The organism is Sphingobacterium puteale (assembly GCF_050986225.1).
Classification (GTDB): domain Bacteria; phylum Bacteroidota; class Bacteroidia; order Sphingobacteriales; family Sphingobacteriaceae; genus Sphingobacterium; species Sphingobacterium puteale.
In genome coordinates this window covers 737,951-755,673 of record NZ_CP158959.1, presented here as the reverse complement: position 1 = coordinate 755,673, position 17,723 = coordinate 737,951, and the positions used below count along the sequence as shown (strand labels likewise).

Below are 17,723 nucleotides of genomic sequence, written 5' to 3'. Positions count from 1 at the left end.
TTTTGTATACATCATTTAGAGGAAAATAGCATGTCACCGAGTTTAATTTTCTATATTATTTTTGCTGTACCTTATATTGTCTTTATGTATTGGCTTGTCAAACAGGACAAACGTAAATATGCCTGGGGGCTCGCAATCATTACTGTGGTTGCTATACTTGCCATCTATGTATCGCAGAAAGCGAGCAAAGTTGCGATGGACAACTATCAACAACATCAGATCGATTCCAGAGAAATCGAACGTGAAGAACGTTTACAAAAACAGCAGGACAGCATCAATCATGCTCAACAATAAAAAAGCGGCAATGCCGCTTTTTTATTGTTGTCGTATTATCTCAATTTAGTGGTCGATTCCTTCCAGTTTAAACAAAAAAGCATATTCTAGAGCAATCTCCTTCAAATAGTCAAATCTTCCCGAAGCGCCGCCGTGCCCGTAATCCATATCTGTTTTCAAGAGCAAAACAGACTTACCCGTTTTGGCAGTCCGTAATTTTGCCACCCATTTGGCGGGCTCAAAATATTGAACTTGGCTATCATGTAGCCCAGTGGTAACCAACATATTTGGATATTCTTTCGGTTCAATATTCTCATAAGGCGAATAACTTTTCATATAAAAATACGCATCAGACAAGTTGGGATTGCCCCATTCATCATACTCATTCGTCGTCAATGGTATTGTCTCATCCAACATGGTATTCACAACATCTACAAAAGGGACCTGTGCTATTATACCATGGTATTGCGCGGCAGCAATATTCGCAACAACCCCCATCAATAATCCACCTGCGCTTCCTCCCTGTGCATAAAGGTGGGCCGGAGAAGTGTAGCCCTGTTCAATAAGGTGCCGCCCACAATCCACAAAATCATTAAAAGTATTCATTTTATGCATCATTTTCCCATCCTCATACCATTGACGTCCCATTTCTTCGCCACCACGGATATGTGCCAGTGCATAAATAAATCCACGGTCTAATAAACTCAAGCGATTGCTGGAAAAACTAGGATCCATCGATGCACCATAGGAACCATAGGCATACTGTAATAACGGTGCTGTGCCATCTAATTTGGTCCCTTTCTTATAAACTAGAGAAATAGGCACTTTTACACCATCCCTCACGGAGGCATAGATACGTTCAGTCTTATAGGCTGTCCGGTCATAGCCGCCCAGAACTTCCTGCTGCTTTAGCAATACTTTGCTCCGATCCCGCATGTTATATTCGTAGACGGAACTTGGCGTCACCAAAGAAGTATAACCATAACGCAGACTTTCCGTATTATATTCGACATTGATCCCCGGATATACCGTATAGGCCACCTCTCCAAAATCCAAATAATGCTGCTCCTGACTGCCCAGATTATAGATCGCCAACTGAGTCAATCCATCTTTTCGTTCAGCTATTGCCAAAAAAGACTTAAACTCTTCGATGTCACTCACCAGCACATCTGGACGATGTGCCAAGAAAGTAGTCCAATGTTCAAGCCCCGTTTTGTCCAGCGGACATTGCATCACCCGGAAGTTAATGGCTTCATCATTGGTCAGTATCAAAAAGCGATCTTCCAAAGGAACTACGGTATAAAGCACGTCATTCCGGCGTGGCTGAAAGACCTTAAAATCATCATTGGGAAGATCGGCATCCAACAACCATATCTCGGAGGATAGGGTACTTTCGGAACTGATGATAATGTATTTACCATTTTTTGATTTACCGACCGCGATGTAGTTTGTATTATCTCTTTCTTCATAAACACATACATCTGCTGAAACGTCCGTGCCCAATGAATGCCGCATAATTTTTTCACTCAGCAATGTCACCGGGTTTTTAGCTGTATAAAACAGTGTCTGGTTATCATTCCCCCAGATTGCAGTACCTTCCGTATTAGCAATCCGGTCAGGGTAAATCTCACCTGACTCCAGATTTTTGATGTATATTGTATATTCCCTTCTGGAAACCGTATCCACACTAAAAGCTAGCAAACGATTGTCTGGACTAATTGAAAACCCCTTAGCAGTGTAATAGGCATATCCTTCCGCTAGGTTGTCAATATCCAATAATAATTCTTCGTCGGCATCCAAACTACCCTTCTTGCGGCAAAACTTAAAATATTGATAGCCCTCCTCAGTTCTGCTGTAATAATAGTAACCGTTCTTAAAGTAAGGTACGGACACATCCTTTTCCTTGATGCGGAATTTCATTTCGCGGAATAAATCTTCCTGAAAAGATTCCGTATCTTTTAGCATTGCTGTGGTATAGGCGTTTTCTTCGTTCAGATAATTGATCACCGCCTCCGATCTGGGGCCCTTTTTAAAATAGTCAATCATCCAGTAATAGTTATCCACGACGGTATCACCATGAATCTGTCTTTTATATGGATATGTTGCAGCTATCGGCGCTGAAACTTCCGGCCATTGTACATTTTTGTTATCTTGCATATATGCTATAAATTCGCTAAATATCGTCTTCTAACTTAAAAAACCACGTATTATGTTTTTGTTCCTCATAATCGCGCGATCTCCCAAAGGAATTCAATTTAACGCATTTATTTAAACATATCAAAACGATATTTTAAATACGGCCGATTGGTTTTAGTCCGTCCTATGATTTTTCATATTTCGCAATACGTATCCTTGTGATCTATCCCATTAAGAGCACGAAAAGTCACTTTTAATAAAAATTAACAATTCATCAGAAGCATTAATACTATCTTTGCTACAATGCTAGGAGAAAATTTTATGAATTTAAAGAAATCATTATATCTGATTGCCCTAGGTGTGCTGCCGGTAATCTCGTTTGCTCAAAGTGAATCTGTACCTCCAAATTGGTATAACTTGGATTACCACACGGATGGTGTCATGGGAATCAGTACGGAGAAAGCCTATAAAACTTTATTAAAGGGGAAAAAATCAACACCTGTCATTGTTGGCGTTTTGGACGGTGGCGTGGATGTCTTTCACGAGGATCTGAAGGATGTCATTTGGATCAATCCAAAGGACAGTCTTACCAATGGGAAGGATAATGACGGTAACGGCTATATCAATGACAAGTATGGCTGGAACTTTATTGGCAATGCCGATGGGAAGGACGTTCAATTTGACAACCTAGAACTTACGAGACAATTAAGGATTTTAGATAAAAAATTTGCAGGTGTCACCCCTACGACTGAACTGAATAAAGCTGACAGGAAAGCTTTTTTGGCCTATCAAAAGATGGTGGTCAAATACAAGAACAAGTTGGAAGAAGCCAAAATGGGGCAATTTTCTTATGATGCCCTTAAACGCAACCTAGACGCCGTGGTCCGTGAAATAGGTAAAAGACCAGCGGAAATTACATTGACCGATCTAGAGAACTTCAACCCAAAATCGAATAATCAACGTATCGCACTCAGTTATGCGAAAGATGAGATTCAAACCAATGGTTTTGTCAAGTTTTTTGATGATATCACGGAGGGTGCAAAATATTTCAACAATCAGGTGGAATACCATTTGAATAAGGAATACGATTCCCGTCCCATTGTTGGCGACAATTATGAGGATGCCTCCGAACGTTATTACGGAAATGCGGACGTAAAGGGTCCTGATGCACTTCATGGTAGCCATGTAGCCGGTATTATTGGCGCCAGTCGCAACAACAACATTGGCATCAATGGCGTTGCAGACAATGTCAAAATTTTAGCTGTACGTTTGGTTCCGGACGGTGATGAACGTGACAAAGACGTCGCAAATGCAATCCGTTATGCAGTAGACAATGGCGCAAAGGTGCTCAATATGAGTTTCGGAAAAAGTTATGCACACAACAAGCAAACCGTGGATGAGGCTGTTAAATATGCCGAGTCCAAAGATGTGTTGATGGTGCATGCAGCAGGGAATGACAGCGAGGATAATGACGTGGAACCAAATTTTCCGATGAAATACTACACCGATACAAAGGGAGATACTACCGGTATCGCAAACAACTGGATCACCGTGGGTGCAACGGGCTTATATCCGGACAACACGCTTTTAGCCGATTTCTCCAATTATGGCAAAAATTCAGTTGATGTGTTTGCTCCCGGTGTGCAGATCAATTCCACTATTCCAGATTCACAGTATAAAGAAGAACAAGGAACAAGTATGGCTGCTCCTGTAGTCGCCGGATTGGCAGCTATGATACGCTCCTACTATCCGAATCTCTCAGCTGTGGAAACCAAACAGGTCATTTTGGAATCTGTCGAAAAACCGGTGGGGATGGTTCAGATCAAGGTAAGTGAAGATACAACAAAAATGGTCAAATTAGCAGATATCTCTGTCACCGGAGGAATCGTTAATGCATATAATGCGATTCTTAAAGCTGAAGAATTTAGTAGTAAAAAGAAAAAATAAATATTATTCTCGTTTTTGTATACCAAAATCATCTTTTGTCCGTTTAATTAATTAACTTACAGGGACAAAACTCAAGATGCTTATGGTAGAAAACTTTACCCAATCAGAAAACGAAGTTCAAAATTTGCTAACCCAAAACGAGAAGGTAATGACTGACGAGGATATAGAAAATGAATTGAAACTTCAATTACCCAAAATGTTGCTTAATCCAAGCAAAAGATGTATTGCGAATATCATGGAATATTCCAAACAAATGGAAAAAAGAAAGGCCTAATCCAAAGATTAGGCCTTATTTATTGAAATAATATCAGCTTTCCTCCTTCCTATTATCTAAGCAGGTAAATGCCACTGCCACTTTACTAAAATACCCGATAGATTTCAAGCCGCGCGCCTATTGTCGCAATCCATCTGTATTCCATATTAATCTGCTCGGTGAGCCGTATGTAAGCGTTAAGTTTTCTTTTTTGATAGAAATTTTGGCTAGTTTTGGAGTGATGTTAAAACAAGAACGATACAAAGCTTTTGTGGAATATTTTTCCAAAAATAATCCGGATGCGCAGACAGAACTCAACTATAGTAATCCGTATGAATTGCTTGTCGCTGTTATTCTATCTGCCCAATGTACAGACAAGAGAATCAATCAAATTACGCCAAAGCTATTCGAACGTTACCCCGATGCGTATAGTTTGGCAGCTTCCAGTGTGGATGAGGTATTTAGCTATATCCGCTCCGTAAGTTATCCAAATAATAAGGCCAAACATCTGGTCGGAATGGCCCAAATGCTTATTGAAAAATTTGACAATGTCGTTCCCGAGCAGATTGAAGATTTGGTCAAGCTGCCCGGGGTAGGTAGAAAAACTGCCAATGTCATTTCCTCCGTTGTCTATCATAACCCAGCAATGGCTGTAGACACTCATGTGTTTCGTGTGGCTAACCGACTTGGGCTCACCTATCGTGCGACAACCCCCTTGGCTGTAGAGAAACAGTTAGTTAAAAATCTCCCAAAAGAGACCATTGCCGTTGCGCACCATTGGTTGATCTTGCATGGACGATATATTTGTCTGGCCCGAAAACCCCTTTGTGAAAAATGCCCGATCACCTATATGTGTAAATACTTCGAGAAGACCCATCACATAAAGAGTGCTCCAAGCACGATAGAAATAAAAAACTAATTTTTTTAGTGAATAATAGTTGGTTTATTCTTTTTTATTTTTAATTTTGATAAATATATACTAAAAATATGAGCAACACAGATAAATTAAAAGCGTTACAACTGACGTTAGATAAATTGGAAAAGAACTTTGGAAAAGGTTCTATTATGAAATTAGGAGATACAGCTGTTGAGCCAATCGAGGCAATTTCTACAGGATCCTTAGGTTTGGATATCGCTTTAGGAATTGGCGGTGTTCCAAAAGGACGTATCATTGAAATATATGGACCTGAATCTTCGGGTAAAACAACATTAGCAACACACATTGTTGCTGAAGCACAGAAAAAAGGCGGTATTGCAGCAATTATTGATGCTGAACACGCTTTTGATAAATATTACGCACAAAAGCTTGGTGTTGATGTTGAGAACTTATTAATTTCTCAACCTGATAATGGTGAGCAGGGCTTAGAAATTGCTGACAATTTAATCCGTTCTGGTGCAATTGATGTCATTGTTATTGACTCTGTAGCGGCATTAGTACCTAAAGGTGAGATTGAAGGTGAAATGGGTGATTCAAAAATGGGGCTTCAAGCCCGTTTAATGTCTCAAGCTTTACGTAAGTTGACCGGAACAATTTCAAAAACAAACTGTTGCTGTATTTTCATCAACCAATTGCGTGAAAAAATTGGTGTGATGTTCGGTAACCCTGAAACAACAACAGGTGGTAACGCATTGAAGTTCTATGCTTCTGTACGTTTGGATATCCGTCGTACATCACAGATTAAAGATTCTGATGAGGTATCCGGTAACCGTGTAAAAGTTAAAATTGTAAAAAATAAAGTAGCACCTCCTTTCCGTATTGCAGAGTTTGATATCATCTTTGGTGAAGGTATCTCAAAAGTCGGTGAAATCATTGACTTAGGTGTTGAATATGGCATCATCAAAAAAGCAGGTTCTTGGTTTAGCTATGGTGAAACCAAATTAGGACAAGGTAGAGATGCTGTAAAAGCCTTATTGTTTGACAATCCAGATCTAATGGATGAACTTGAGGCAAAAATCCGTACTGAAGTAACAGGAGAAGATCCTATGCTTCATGTAGAAGAAAATGAAGACTAGTTGCTGTAAAAATTAGTATAATGTAGGTAGCCATCCTTTTTGGGATGGCTATTTTTGTTTTGTTTAAATGATTATTTTGTTACACGCCCAAAGTTTTGAGTTTGTACGCTATGATTTTAGTATTTTTAGCGGAGTGAACATAAATCGCTGACATCATTCTAAACTTAACTTTGAAAAATGAACCGTAAGCTAATTGCATTTCTTTTAATCCTTTTTGGATCAGTATTCCATCTCAGTGCACAAAAAATCCGCGTACTTTCTTTCAATATTCATCATGGCAATCCACCCGCAGAAAAGGAATCTGTTGTCAATCTCGATACCATCGCTCATATTATTAAAAACAGTAATGTAGACCTTGTAGGGTTGCAGGAAATTGATGTCAACCTAGGGCGCTCCTATAACGAGGATCAAGCCAAAAGATTAGCTGAACTAACAGGAATGCATTACATTTTTTCAAAAGGAATAGACCTTGAAAAAGGTGAATATGGCACAGCAATATTATCGAAACATCCGATAGAACGTGTAGAAAAACATTTTCTACCTTCTCCCGTCAAAAGCGAACGTCGAAGCTTATCCATTGTTGAAGTGCGTATCAACAATAAGAAGATCTTATTTGCGAACACCCACCTAGATCTAAAAGACAAAAACAAAATCGCACAAGCAAAATTCATTACATCCCGTTTCAAAAATGAAAAGCTACCGACGGTCCTGGTCGGCGATTTAAACTCCGAACCCACTGATCCTGCGATCGTAGAACTTGGTAAAATATTCACAAAAACGACGGGCCAAAATGGCTTAACTTTTCCACAAGATAAGCCTAATACCGAAATAGACTATATTATGGTCAATACTTCATCACATCCGAAATTCTTCAACCACCGTGTCCTTGAAGAGAAATATGCGAGCGACCATCGACCATTATATGTTGAAATCGAAATTAAATAACCGATTATGAATTTTAATAGAAGAAGATTTTTAGAAGCGCTAGCATTGGCAGGAATTACATTGCCCAATATCGGCGTCGCTAAAGAAAAAGAAACAGAAAATCCGGAAGGAGATTTTAGTTTTATAGTACCCGCTTATTTACAGAATCAGACGGAGAAAGGAATCAGCATCTTTACGATCTTGAGCAAACCTGCTCTAGCCTGGTTGGAAATTCTTGACAATGCAGGTAATGTACAGCAAACGATCCACCAATCCGAAGATGGTATGATTAATGCAAATACAGATTTCTTTCACTTCACTATCGCAGATGCCCCCAGGTCTTTTCGTTATCGCATCCGGGCAAAAGAAATTCAAAAATTTGATCCCTATAAGATCGTCTATGCGCAAGAAATCCAAACGCCCATCTTTGAAGCAAAACTAGCAAAAAATAATCAAGAACAAATCCGTTGTCTGGTCTATAATGATGTCCATGAAGAAAAAAGTAGTTATCGTGATCTTGTACCCAATCATGACATCTCAATCTATGACTTCTTTGTTTTGAATGGAGATTCTTTTCATTATGTGACCAACCAAGAGGATATTACCGAGAAATTACTAAAGCCGATCGAATTTTTCGCTACTGAGAAACCCTTTATTATGAACCGTGGGAATCATGAAACAAGAGGTTCCTTCGCGCGCAATTTCAAACGGTATTTCGCTTATCCCAACAATAAATACTACCAAGCGTTCAAAAGGGGACCTATTTTTTGGATTATGCTAGATAGTGGTGAGGATAAACCTGACAGCCATGAGGTATATGCGGGTACTGTAGATTACGACAATTACAGAAAAGAACAGGCGAAGTGGTTGGAAACCGTATTACAATCCAAAGAACGAAAGTCTGCTCAACATACAGTGGTGATCAGCCATATCCCTATATTCCATTCAGACGAATGGCATGGTACATTGCACAACCGGGAATGCTTCCATCCTTTGTTTCAGAAATACAAAATAGATGCAATGGTCTCTGGCCATACACATCAATATGGATACTATCCGGCAGATAAGGACCACAATTACCCCGTATTTATAGGCGGTGGCCCAAAAGCTGGAAAAAGGACCGTTATCGATATTTCGGGATCTGCCAAATCACTGGCTATCCGGATGACCCGAGACGATGGAACTGAACTGGGACAGTTTAAAAAATAACAAAGGCACTCCACATAGCGGGGTGCCTTTGTTATGTTGAATGTATCCGCTATCGTCGATAGAGCTTACAAGCAAGCTACGCATAACCGTTCGTGCAGGATAATTCGATTATTTTATTCGCCTTTTTCTAAGAAAGGGTATCTGTAATCTGTATCTGGATTGAAGGTTTCTTTGATTGTACGTGGAGATACCCAACGCAATAAGTTGATCATAGATCCAGCTTTGTCGTTTGTACCTGAACCTCTCGCCCCACCAAATGGTTGTTGTCCTACTACGGCACCGGTACATTTATCATTCACATAGAAATTACCCGCTGCATGTCTTAATTTATCAGTAGCTAAATTAATGGCATAGCGATCTTGTGCGATAATTGAACCAGTCAATGCATAGATCGAAGTTGTATCAACGATATCCAATGTTTCCTCAAACTTAGCATCTTCATAAACATATACGGTCAATACAGGACCGAACAATTCTTCGACCATTGTTTCGTAATCTGGCTTTGAAGCTTCAATGATCGTCGGGTGAATGAAATAGCCTTTGGACTTATCATAAGTACCACCAACTACGATCTCTGCCTCATTGGATTCTTTCGCACGGTCAATGTATTTCGCCAATTTATCAAATGATTTCTCGTCGATAACAGCATTGATAAAGTTTGTAAAATCTTCAGTTCCACCAATTGTAAATGAATTCACATCAGCAGTCATTGACTCTTTCAATGCTGGCCATAATGATTTAGGAATATATGCACGTGAGGCTGCTGAACATTTTTGACCTTGATATTCAAATGCTCCACGAACCAAAGCTGTATTTGCCGCTTTTAGATCAGCCGAAGGGTGTACAACAATGAAATCCTTACCGCCTGTCTCACCGACGATACGTGGATAAGTTTTATAACGGTGAATATTATCGCCGATAGTTTTCCAGATATCCTGGAATACACCTGTTGAACCTGTAAAGTGGATCCCGGCGAAATCAGGATGTTGGAAAATCACATCACCAGCATCCGGTCCCGAAACATAAACTAAGTTGATGACACCATCAGGAAGCCCGGCTTCACGGAAGATTTTCATCAGCACATTTGCAGAATAGATTTGTGTATTGGATGGTTTCCATACCACAACATTTCCCATCATCGCAACACAAGATGGCAAGTTACCTGCAATCGCAGTAAAATTGAATGGCGTCAATGCAAACACAAACCCTTCAAGAGGACGTTGTTCAACACGGTTCCACACACCTTTTCCCGATACTGGAGGTTGTTGTTTATAGATTTCGCTCATGTATTGTACATTGAAACGCAAGAAATCCACAATCTCACAAGCGGAGTCAATTTCAGCTTGATATGGGTTCTTTGACTGACCCAACATTGTTGCTGCATTTAACTCATAACGGTATTTTCCTGAAATCAATTCAGCCGCTTTCAAGAATACTGCCGCACGATCTTCCCATGCTAGATTTTCCCAATCCTTTTTAGCCGACAAAGCGGCATTGATTGCGTCTGTTACATGAGATTTGTCGCCTTGATTGTATTGACCTAAGCTATGTTGATGGTCATGTGGAGGAGCTATAGTTACTTTTTTTGAAGTAGTGATTTCTTTACCGCCAATATACATTGGGATATCGATTTGTTTCGAACGTGCCTCATCAATTGCTGCTTTCAACAATTTACGTTCTTTCGTTCCAACAGCGTAAGTATACACCGGTTCATTGGCAGGAACAGGAACTGTAAAAAATCCTTTAGACATATTACAATTATTTATTATTCAACTTTTTAGAATCACACTAAATGATGCTAACAAGAGTAAAATTACCTTAAATTTTACGAATACCCAAAGTTACTCTCCTTCTTTGAGCACCTTGGAAAAGATACGTTTAAATTTTTCCAATTTCGGTTTAATGACCAATTGACAATATGGTTCCTTACCATTTAACCTATAATAATCTTGATGATAGTCCTCTGCGGGATAGAATACCACTGCTGGCATAACCTCAGTTACAATCGGTTCGTTATAAACTTTCTCCTTATTTAGAGCCGCGATATAAAACTGTACTTTATCCAGCTGCTCCTTGCTATGGACGAATATAGCTGAGCGGTATTGCGTCCCCACATCATTCCCCTGACGGTTGAGTTGCGTGGGATCGTGTGCGACAAAAAAGGCCTCCAATAGTTTATCGTAACTGATCACATTCGGATCAAAAATAATATTGGTCGCTTCGGCATGTCCCGTATTACCTGTACAGACCTGAGCATAGCTGGGATTAGCTACCCACCCACCTGTATATCCGGAAACTACTTGCTGCACACCTTTCAACTCCTTAAATTGAGCTTCGGTACACCAAAAACAACCTGCAGCAAATGTAGCTGTATCAGGGTTGGCCGTATTTTTTGCGGGCAATTTAGAAAAGTCCGTTTTCTTTGATTGTTTTTCCTGCCCCTGACAGGAAGTAAAGACAAAAAGTGCCACTAAAATTATATAAAGATTTTTCATGTATTTAATTGTCAATTTGTTTGTTCAAGCTACAAACCGTTCTTGCTTTCAACTAGACGTCGTACAAATGCAGGTAATACAAAAAATGGGCTCAGTTCACTGAAACAAAACCTTCATGATTTGGAAGGCCAACACCGTTGAAAGCGAACTGAAAGTTCTCTCTAGCCAATAATATCAGACACCTTCAAAAAAAAAGCGACAATAAATTAAATTGTCGCTTCTTCTTGTACCTATTTAAATGATCAATTATTTTGCTGCAGCATAATTCTGTGCTACGGCATCCCAATTGATAACATTAAAGATTTCTTCCAAATAAGCCGGACGTTTATTTTGGAATTTCAAGTAATACGCATGTTCCCAAACGTCAATACCTAAAACTGGTGTTCCTTTTACCTCTGCTACATCCATCAATGGATTGTCTTGATTCGGAGTCGAAGTCACCGCCAATTTGCCGTCTGCGCCAACGATCAACCATGCCCAACCTGATCCAAAACGTGTAGCACCAGCAGCCTGCAGTTGTTTTTTCAACTCGTCAAATGAACCGAAAGTAGCATTGATCGCCTCTGCCAATTCACCTGTAGGAGCTCCGCCAGTATTTGGACCTAAAACTTTCCAAAACAAAGAGTGGTTGAAATGACCACCACCATTGTTACGAACAGCTGCTGAATATTTGCTCACGTTCTTGATGATATCTAATAAAGAGAGGTTTTCTGCATCTGTTCCTGCGATAGCTTTATTTAAGTTGTCCACGTATGCCTGATGGTGTCTGTCATGGTGGATTTCCATTGTAGTCTTGTCAATATGCGGTTCTAATGCGTCGGCTGCGTATGGTAACGCTTCTAATTCAAATGCCATATTTATTTTAATTTAAATGTTTATTACTTCGTTTATGTATACAAATATAACACAATATAGCCTGTTATGTTTTTATGTGTTACAATAAATTCAATATTTCGTTAGCGTTTTTGACGAAAAAATGATTTTACCAAATCGGCACATTCCTCCTGTAAAACACCTTGGGTAACGACAGTTTTCGGATGTAAAATCTTATCGTGAAAATGAGAATAACCTCGCTTTTCATCCTTGGCCCCATAGACAATTTTACTGATATGTGTCCAGTAAGCCGCTCCAGCACACATGATGCAGGGTTCAATAGTCACGTACAATGTACAATCGTCCAGATATTTTCCACCAAGATAGTTTGCTGCTGCTGTAAAGGCCTGCATTTCGGCATGAGCAGTGACATCATTCAAGCGTTGGGTAAGATTATGCCCTTTACCAATGATGCGCCCCTTATGTACGATAACTGCGCCAATAGGAACCTCCCCTTCTTCAAAAGCTTTTTTCGCCTCATTTAATGCCATCCGCATAAATGATTCATCGCTATCCATTAACTGTGTTCCTTCAAAATCTATAAATGTCATGCCACAAACTTAACTAAGTTTCGATCCATTTGGTAATTTCCTGTCTACAGTAGTCAAAATAATATCTCCACGCTCATCAGCAAATCCTGTCACCAAACATTCGGAGAAAAAATTGGCGATCTGTTTCTTTGGGAAATTCACGACTGCAACAATCTGTTTTCCGATCAGTTCTTCCTTACTGTAATGTGCTGTTATCTGGGCGCTACTTTGTAATATTCCGATTTCGTTTCCAAAATCAATTTTCAGTTGATAAGCTGGTTTTTTTGCTTTCGGGAAATCCTTTGCATCCAAAATGGTTCCGACCCGTAAATCTACTTTTTCAAAATCTGTCCAGCTGATGCTGTCACTCATAACCTATTGCTATTAATGTCCTGAATTTCCTTACCAATTGTAAATATAATATAAGAGGGCTTGCGTCGTAAACGCGAAGCGAGTTTATGAATCAATTTATCCTCTTCACCTGCTTGAAAAGCTAAATCTTCGTCGCTTAAATGATTGTACTTGCGACGGAGTTTTTCTTTGGCAACCAGCCATTGTTCTTCGTTAATTTTCAGCATAACTATGATTTAGGTACAAAATTTGTATATCTTTACCAAACTTGTGAAAGTTTGTTTAAAGATACAATATATACATAAATAAAAGATTATGAAAAAGATTTTACCAGCATTACTCTTGATTTGTGGTAGCGTAGCAACGGCACAAGCGCAGCTTCTCCCCGGATTTGAGGTGGGTTTAAAAGGAGGGTTAAACTTCTCCAAGCTTAAAAGCGATGGCAAATATTTCAATTCTGACACGAAAGCAGGCTACCAAGCGGGTCTTTATGGACGTGTTGGTGTATTGGGCTTCCATATTCAGCCAGAGGTATACTTAACAGGTAAAAACACGACTGTAAAAGCAGAAAATGGAGAAACTACTGATGTTAAGTTTACTACAGTCGATGTTCCTGTATTATTGGGCAAACGTTTTGGTTTGGGCCCAATTGGGGCAAGAATTCAGACTGGTCCAATCTTTTCTTTTAAAGTAGACGATAAACAGGATAAGGTTATTGACCAGTTGAACCCAAATAACTACAAGAAAAGTGGCACAGCCTGGGCCTTTGGCGTAGGTGCTGACATTTCAAGCTTACGTGTTGATTTAAGATATGAAATGGGCTTGAACAAAGTTAACAACGAAAGTCAGGCAAATCCAAAAATCAACATGTGGAGCATCGGTTTGGGGTATAGATTATTCAGTATCCTATAAGTCATTAGCAACGTTTCACTCTTATTAAAAAGTCCGTTTTTATCCAAAACGGACTTTTTATTTTAAGAAACTTTAGAACCGTTCTAAATTATTCCTTTTTCTTGTCAAAATGGTATCATATTTAATAGCAAATAGTAGATTTGCCTAATTAAAATTAAATTACAAGCATAATGAGTAAATCAAAGCCAGTTTTCAGTTCTTCGATTGGGAAGAAGCTAATCATGAGCTTAACAGGAATCTTCCTATGTTTATTCCTAGTTGTTCACTTGGTTGGTAACTTGCAATTATTTAAAGATGATGCGGGTCTAGCGTTCAACAAGTACGCTTATTTCATGACTCACTTTACACCAATCAAAGTTGTTTCTTACTTATTGTACGCTTCGGTAATCGTTCACGTCATCTACGCCATTACATTGTCGATGAAAAACAAAGCCGCCCGTCCCATTGGTTATGCCAAATACGATGGTCAAGCAAACAGTAAATGGAATTCACGCAACATGGGTATCTTAGGTACTGTCATTTTAGTATTTTTAGCTACACACATGTCTAATTTTTGGTGGAAGTTTCACAATGATCAGGTACCTTACATCGAATACCGTACTGATTTGGCAACTGGACAGACAACAGCTAGAGAACTTCAAGCTTCTGAATTCCACGACTACCAAGAAACGGTAGAAAACAATGTTCAAATCTTAAAAGCAAGAGATTTGTATAAGCAAGTTGACTTTGCCTTCAAAAATGTGGCTTTAGTTGCTTTGTACGTTATTGCCATGGCGGCTTTGGCATTCCACTTAATTCATGGTTTCCAATCTGCATTCCAAACTTTAGGTTTTAACCACAGAAGATACATTGGAATTATCAGAGCAATCGGAGTTTGGGTATTTGGGGTATTAATTCCAATTGGCTTTGCAATAATGCCATTGTTTTTCTTCTTTAAATAATTCAGAATCTTTTAAGGTGGGGCTTAGGCCTTATCGTTCAATATAAAATTAAGAGATATGTTAGATTCAAAAGTACCAGCGGGCCCATTAGCCCAAAAGTGGTCAAATCATAAATTTAATCTTAAGTTGGTTAACCCTGCTAACAAACGTAAATTTACCGTTATCGTTGTTGGTACAGGACTTGCTGGTGCATCTGCAGCAGCATCTTTAGCTGAGTTAGGATACAATGTAATTACCTTCTGTTACCAAGATTCACCTCGTCGTGCGCACTCCATTGCGGCACAAGGTGGTATCAATGCGGCAAAGAGCTACCAAAATGATGGTGACTCTGTCTTCCGTTTATTCTACGACACAATCAAAGGTGGTGACTACCGTTCACGCGAGGCAAACGTTTATCGTTTGGCCGAAGTATCTGTGAACATCATCGACCAATGTGTTGCTCAAGGGGTTCCTTTTGCACGTGAATATGGTGGCTTATTGGACAATCGTTCTTTTGGTGGTGCTCAAGTAAGCCGTACATTTTATGCACGTGGTCAAACTGGACAACAATTATTGCTTGGCGCCTATTCAGCATTGAACCGTCAAATCAAAAAAGGAAAAGTAAAATCGTATACACGTCATGAGATGTTGGATTTGGTCATGATCGATGGTCATGCCAAAGGTATCGTAACTCGTGACTTGGTATCTGGAAAAATCGAAACACATGCAGCGCATGCGGTATTGATGTGTACTGGTGGTTATGGTAACGTCTTCTTCCTTTCTACAAATGCAATGGGATGTAATGTTACAGCAGCATGGAGAGCGCACAAACGCGGAGCTTACTTCGCTAACCCTTGTTATACACAGATTCACCCAACTTGTATTCCCGTCACTGGAGATCACCAATCGAAATTGACCTTGATGTCCGAGTCTTTGCGTAACGATGGCCGTGTATGGGTTCCTAAGACGAAAGAGATGGCTGAAAAATTACGTAAAGGTGAAATCAAAGCCAACGACATCAAAGAAGATGACAGAGATTACTTCCTAGAACGTAAATATCCATCCTTCGGTAACCTTGTACCACGTGACGTAGCGTCCCGTAATGCCAAAGAAGCTGTTGATGATGGTCGTGGAGTCGGTAAAACTGGTTTCGCGGTATTCTTGGATTTCAAAGAAGCTATTGGCCGTTTAGGAGAAGATGCTGTACGTGCTAAATACGGTAACCTATTTGACATGTACTACCAGATCACTGACGAGAATCCTTATAAACAACCAATGCGTATCTACCCAGCTGTTCACTATACCATGGGTGGTGTATGGGTGGATTACAACTTGATGACAACAATCCCGGGTTTGTATGCATTAGGTGAGTGTAACTTCTCTGACCACGGTGCAAACCGCTTAGGTGCTTCGGCATTGATGCAAGGTCTTGCAGATGGTTATTTCGTAATTCCTTACACTGTGGGTGATTACCTTGCTAAACTAGGTTCTTTCGCACCAGTAGATCATAGCCACCCAGCTTTCGAGTCCACACGTAAAGAAGTTGAAGAAAAAATCAACAAATTGTTGTCTTTAAATGGAACACAAACGGTTGATGATATCCACAAAAAATTAGGTCACATTATGTGGGAATACTGTGGTATGGCTCGTACAGCTGAAGGACTACAAAAAGCTCAGGGTTTGATTCAAGAGTTGAAAAAAGAATTCTGGACTAACGTTAAGGTCCTTGGAGAAAACGAAGAATTAAATCTTTCTTTAGAAAAAGCTGGTCGCGTCGCTGACTTCTTAGAATTGGGAGAGTTAATGGTTGTTGATGCATTACAACGCGCTGAGTCTTGTGGTGGTCACTTCCGTCTGGAAAGCCAAACTGAAGAAGGTGAAGCAAAACGTAATGACGAGGAGTTCGCATACGTATCTGCTTGGGAATACAAAGGTGAAAATGTGCCAGAGCAATTGCACAAGGAAGACTTGGTATTCGAGAACGTTCAGTTAACACAAAGAAGTTATAAATAAGAAAGAAAATTATCATGGCACAACATATGAATTTAACGCTGAAAGTTTGGCGTCAAAAAAATGATAAAGATAAAGGTCAATTTGTAACTTATCAGGCAAGCAATATCGCTGATGATATGTCTTTCTTAGAGATGCTTGATATTGTGAATGAGGAATTGACACGTAAAGGTGAAGACCCTGTATATTTCGATCACGACTGTCGTGAAGGAATCTGTGGGATGTGTTCATTAGTAATCAACGGCCGCCCACACGGTCCTAAAGAAGGTACGACAACATGTCAATTGCACATGCGTAGTTTCCACGATGGACAAACTATTGTGATCGAACCTTGGAGAGCTGCCGCATTTCCGGTATTGAAAGACCTTGCGGTTGATCGTACGGCTTTTGATCGCATTCAACAAGCCGGTGGTTATGTAAATATCAACACAGGTGGCGTTCCGGATGCCAATACGATTCCTATTCCTAAACGTATTGCTGACGAAGCTTTCGAATCGGCAACGTGTATCGGTTGTGGCGCTTGTGTTGCAGCATGTAAAAATGCTTCTGCAATGTTATTTGTATCGGCTAAGGTATCTCAATTTGCTTTGTTGCCTCAAGGTCAAACTGAGCGTTACGAACGTGCACAAGCAATGGTAGATCAAATGGATGCTGAGGGATTCGGTAACTGTACAAACACCGGTGCTTGTGAAGCTGAATGTCCAGTAGGTATTAAATTAACGAATATCGCTCGTTTAAACCGCGAGTATTTGACTGCTAAAATCTTCAAACAGGAAGAACCACACGCATAAGCAATTTTAGAATAAAATAATATAAAAGTCCTTGTCCTAAGAAAGCAAGGACTTTTTTTTATATTTACAATAATGTAAATTGACTA

At 39.7% G+C, this 17,723-nt stretch carries 18 protein-coding genes; 11 read left to right on the top strand and 7 right to left on the bottom strand.

All coding sequences use genetic code 11. From position 1 onward, the window contains the following. The first annotated feature begins 30 nt into the window (after positions 1-30). Positions 31-294 (top strand): hypothetical protein, encoded by a 264-nt coding sequence (locus tag ABTV71_RS03125; RefSeq protein WP_108636160.1) that lies wholly within the window; start codon positions 31-33, stop codon positions 292-294. Positions 295-339: 45 nt separating this feature from the next. Here the strand turns inward: ABTV71_RS03125 and ABTV71_RS03120 are convergent, their stop codons facing one another. Then, positions 340-2,430: a S9 family peptidase gene (locus ABTV71_RS03120; protein ID WP_433902221.1), complete on the bottom strand. Its 2,091-nt coding sequence runs from the start codon at positions 2,428-2,430 to the stop codon at positions 340-342. 300 nt (positions 2,431-2,730) lie between these two features. Here ABTV71_RS03120 and ABTV71_RS03115 point away from each other — a divergent pair, with 300 nt between their 5' ends. The 6 genes from ABTV71_RS03115 to ABTV71_RS03090 all read left to right on the top strand — a co-directional run bounded on the left by ABTV71_RS03115 (position 2,731) and on the right by ABTV71_RS03090 (position 8,755). Further along, entirely contained in the window at positions 2,731-4,356 is a 1,626-nt protein-coding gene (locus ABTV71_RS03115; RefSeq protein WP_433902220.1) for a S8 family peptidase, read from the top strand. 82 nt (positions 4,357-4,438) lie between these two features. Then, entirely contained in the window at positions 4,439-4,630 is a 192-nt protein-coding gene (locus ABTV71_RS03110; protein ID WP_147430391.1) for a hypothetical protein, read from the top strand. A 220-nt stretch (positions 4,631-4,850) separates the two neighbouring features. Continuing rightward, positions 4,851-5,528, top strand: coding sequence for an endonuclease III (nth, locus tag ABTV71_RS03105; protein ID WP_121124502.1), 678 nt, complete (start codon positions 4,851-4,853; stop codon positions 5,526-5,528). Between the two features lie 68 nt (positions 5,529-5,596). Continuing rightward, on the top strand, positions 5,597-6,622 hold the full coding sequence (gene recA / locus ABTV71_RS03100) for a recombinase RecA (protein WP_104385174.1): 1,026 nt from the start codon (positions 5,597-5,599) through the stop codon (positions 6,620-6,622). 177 nt (positions 6,623-6,799) lie between these two features. After that, entirely contained in the window at positions 6,800-7,567 is a 768-nt protein-coding gene (locus ABTV71_RS03095; protein WP_433902219.1) for an endonuclease/exonuclease/phosphatase family protein, read from the top strand. A gap of 6 nt (positions 7,568-7,573) precedes the next feature. Then, positions 7,574-8,755 (top strand): metallophosphoesterase family protein, encoded by a 1,182-nt coding sequence (locus ABTV71_RS03090; RefSeq protein WP_433902218.1) that lies wholly within the window; start codon positions 7,574-7,576, stop codon positions 8,753-8,755. Between the two features lie 113 nt (positions 8,756-8,868). Here ABTV71_RS03090 and pruA read toward each other — a convergent pair whose 3' ends face one another. From pruA to ABTV71_RS03060, 6 genes are all read right to left on the bottom strand, one after another. Then, on the bottom strand, positions 8,869-10,506 hold the full coding sequence (pruA, locus tag ABTV71_RS03085; protein WP_433902217.1) for an L-glutamate gamma-semialdehyde dehydrogenase: 1,638 nt from the start codon (positions 10,504-10,506) through the stop codon (positions 8,869-8,871). Positions 10,507-10,596: 90 nt separating this feature from the next. Next, positions 10,597-11,250, bottom strand: coding sequence for a peptide-methionine (S)-S-oxide reductase MsrA (gene msrA, locus ABTV71_RS03080; RefSeq protein WP_433902216.1), 654 nt, complete (start codon positions 11,248-11,250; stop codon positions 10,597-10,599). A 246-nt stretch (positions 11,251-11,496) separates the two neighbouring features. Further along, the gene (locus tag ABTV71_RS03075) at positions 11,497-12,105 is read right to left on the bottom strand and encodes a superoxide dismutase (RefSeq protein WP_121124497.1); all 609 of its coding nucleotides are present in this window, start codon (positions 12,103-12,105) and stop codon (positions 11,497-11,499) included. Positions 12,106-12,206: 101 nt separating this feature from the next. After that, the gene (locus ABTV71_RS03070; protein ID WP_433902215.1) at positions 12,207-12,674 is read right to left on the bottom strand and encodes a nucleoside deaminase; all 468 of its coding nucleotides are present in this window, start codon (positions 12,672-12,674) and stop codon (positions 12,207-12,209) included. Between the two features lie 9 nt (positions 12,675-12,683). Next, complete coding sequence (locus tag ABTV71_RS03065) at positions 12,684-13,025, bottom strand: tRNA-binding protein (protein ID WP_121124495.1); 342 nt, start codon at positions 13,023-13,025, stop codon at positions 12,684-12,686. After that, complete coding sequence (locus tag ABTV71_RS03060) at positions 13,022-13,231, bottom strand: hypothetical protein (protein WP_121124494.1); 210 nt, start codon at positions 13,229-13,231, stop codon at positions 13,022-13,024. The genes ABTV71_RS03065 and ABTV71_RS03060 overlap by 4 nt, the downstream gene beginning before the upstream one ends. Before the next feature lie 88 nt (positions 13,232-13,319). Between ABTV71_RS03060 and ABTV71_RS03055 the strand changes: the two genes are divergently transcribed. From ABTV71_RS03055 to ABTV71_RS03040, 4 genes are all read left to right on the top strand, one after another. Beyond that, positions 13,320-13,916, top strand: a complete 597-nt coding sequence (locus ABTV71_RS03055) for a porin family protein (RefSeq protein WP_433902214.1) — start codon at positions 13,320-13,322, stop codon at positions 13,914-13,916. A gap of 170 nt (positions 13,917-14,086) precedes the next feature. Beyond that, positions 14,087-14,857 carry a succinate dehydrogenase cytochrome b subunit gene (locus tag ABTV71_RS03050; protein WP_121124492.1) on the top strand — a complete coding sequence of 257 codons (771 nt, stop codon included), beginning with the start codon at positions 14,087-14,089 and terminating at the stop codon, positions 14,855-14,857. Positions 14,858-14,914: 57 nt separating this feature from the next. Continuing rightward, on the top strand, positions 14,915-16,849 hold the full coding sequence (locus ABTV71_RS03045; protein ID WP_121124491.1) for a fumarate reductase/succinate dehydrogenase flavoprotein subunit: 1,935 nt from the start codon (positions 14,915-14,917) through the stop codon (positions 16,847-16,849). A 14-nt stretch (positions 16,850-16,863) separates the two neighbouring features. Further along, on the top strand, positions 16,864-17,637 hold the full coding sequence (locus ABTV71_RS03040; RefSeq protein ID WP_183078688.1) for a succinate dehydrogenase/fumarate reductase iron-sulfur subunit: 774 nt from the start codon (positions 16,864-16,866) through the stop codon (positions 17,635-17,637). Positions 17,638-17,723 lie beyond the last annotated feature (86 nt).

Excerpts from the sequence above, each read along its gene's own strand:
- ABTV71_RS03125 (WP_108636160.1), top strand. The coding sequence starts at position 31 with ATGTCACCGAGTTTAATTTTCTATATTATTTTTGCTGTACCTTATATT.
- ABTV71_RS03120 (WP_433902221.1), bottom strand. The coding sequence starts at position 2,430 with ATGCAAGATAACAAAAATGTACAATGGCCGGAAGTTTCAGCGCCGATA.
- ABTV71_RS03115 (WP_433902220.1), top strand. The coding sequence starts at position 2,731 with ATGAATTTAAAGAAATCATTATATCTGATTGCCCTAGGTGTGCTGCCG.
- ABTV71_RS03110 (WP_147430391.1), top strand. The coding sequence starts at position 4,439 with ATGGTAGAAAACTTTACCCAATCAGAAAACGAAGTTCAAAATTTGCTA.
- nth (WP_121124502.1), top strand. The coding sequence starts at position 4,851 with ATGTTAAAACAAGAACGATACAAAGCTTTTGTGGAATATTTTTCCAAA.
- recA (WP_104385174.1), top strand. The coding sequence starts at position 5,597 with ATGAGCAACACAGATAAATTAAAAGCGTTACAACTGACGTTAGATAAA.
- ABTV71_RS03095 (WP_433902219.1), top strand. The coding sequence starts at position 6,800 with ATGAACCGTAAGCTAATTGCATTTCTTTTAATCCTTTTTGGATCAGTA.
- ABTV71_RS03090 (WP_433902218.1), top strand. The coding sequence starts at position 7,574 with ATGAATTTTAATAGAAGAAGATTTTTAGAAGCGCTAGCATTGGCAGGA.
- pruA (WP_433902217.1), bottom strand. The coding sequence starts at position 10,506 with ATGTCTAAAGGATTTTTTACAGTTCCTGTTCCTGCCAATGAACCGGTG.
- msrA (WP_433902216.1), bottom strand. The coding sequence starts at position 11,250 with ATGAAAAATCTTTATATAATTTTAGTGGCACTTTTTGTCTTTACTTCC.
- ABTV71_RS03075 (WP_121124497.1), bottom strand. The coding sequence starts at position 12,105 with ATGGCATTTGAATTAGAAGCGTTACCATACGCAGCCGACGCATTAGAA.
- ABTV71_RS03070 (WP_433902215.1), bottom strand. The coding sequence starts at position 12,674 with ATGACATTTATAGATTTTGAAGGAACACAGTTAATGGATAGCGATGAA.
- ABTV71_RS03065 (WP_121124495.1), bottom strand. The coding sequence starts at position 13,025 with ATGAGTGACAGCATCAGCTGGACAGATTTTGAAAAAGTAGATTTACGG.
- ABTV71_RS03060 (WP_121124494.1), bottom strand. The coding sequence starts at position 13,231 with ATGCTGAAAATTAACGAAGAACAATGGCTGGTTGCCAAAGAAAAACTC.
- ABTV71_RS03055 (WP_433902214.1), top strand. The coding sequence starts at position 13,320 with ATGAAAAAGATTTTACCAGCATTACTCTTGATTTGTGGTAGCGTAGCA.
- ABTV71_RS03050 (WP_121124492.1), top strand. The coding sequence starts at position 14,087 with ATGAGTAAATCAAAGCCAGTTTTCAGTTCTTCGATTGGGAAGAAGCTA.
- ABTV71_RS03045 (WP_121124491.1), top strand. The coding sequence starts at position 14,915 with ATGTTAGATTCAAAAGTACCAGCGGGCCCATTAGCCCAAAAGTGGTCA.
- ABTV71_RS03040 (WP_183078688.1), top strand. The coding sequence starts at position 16,864 with ATGGCACAACATATGAATTTAACGCTGAAAGTTTGGCGTCAAAAAAAT.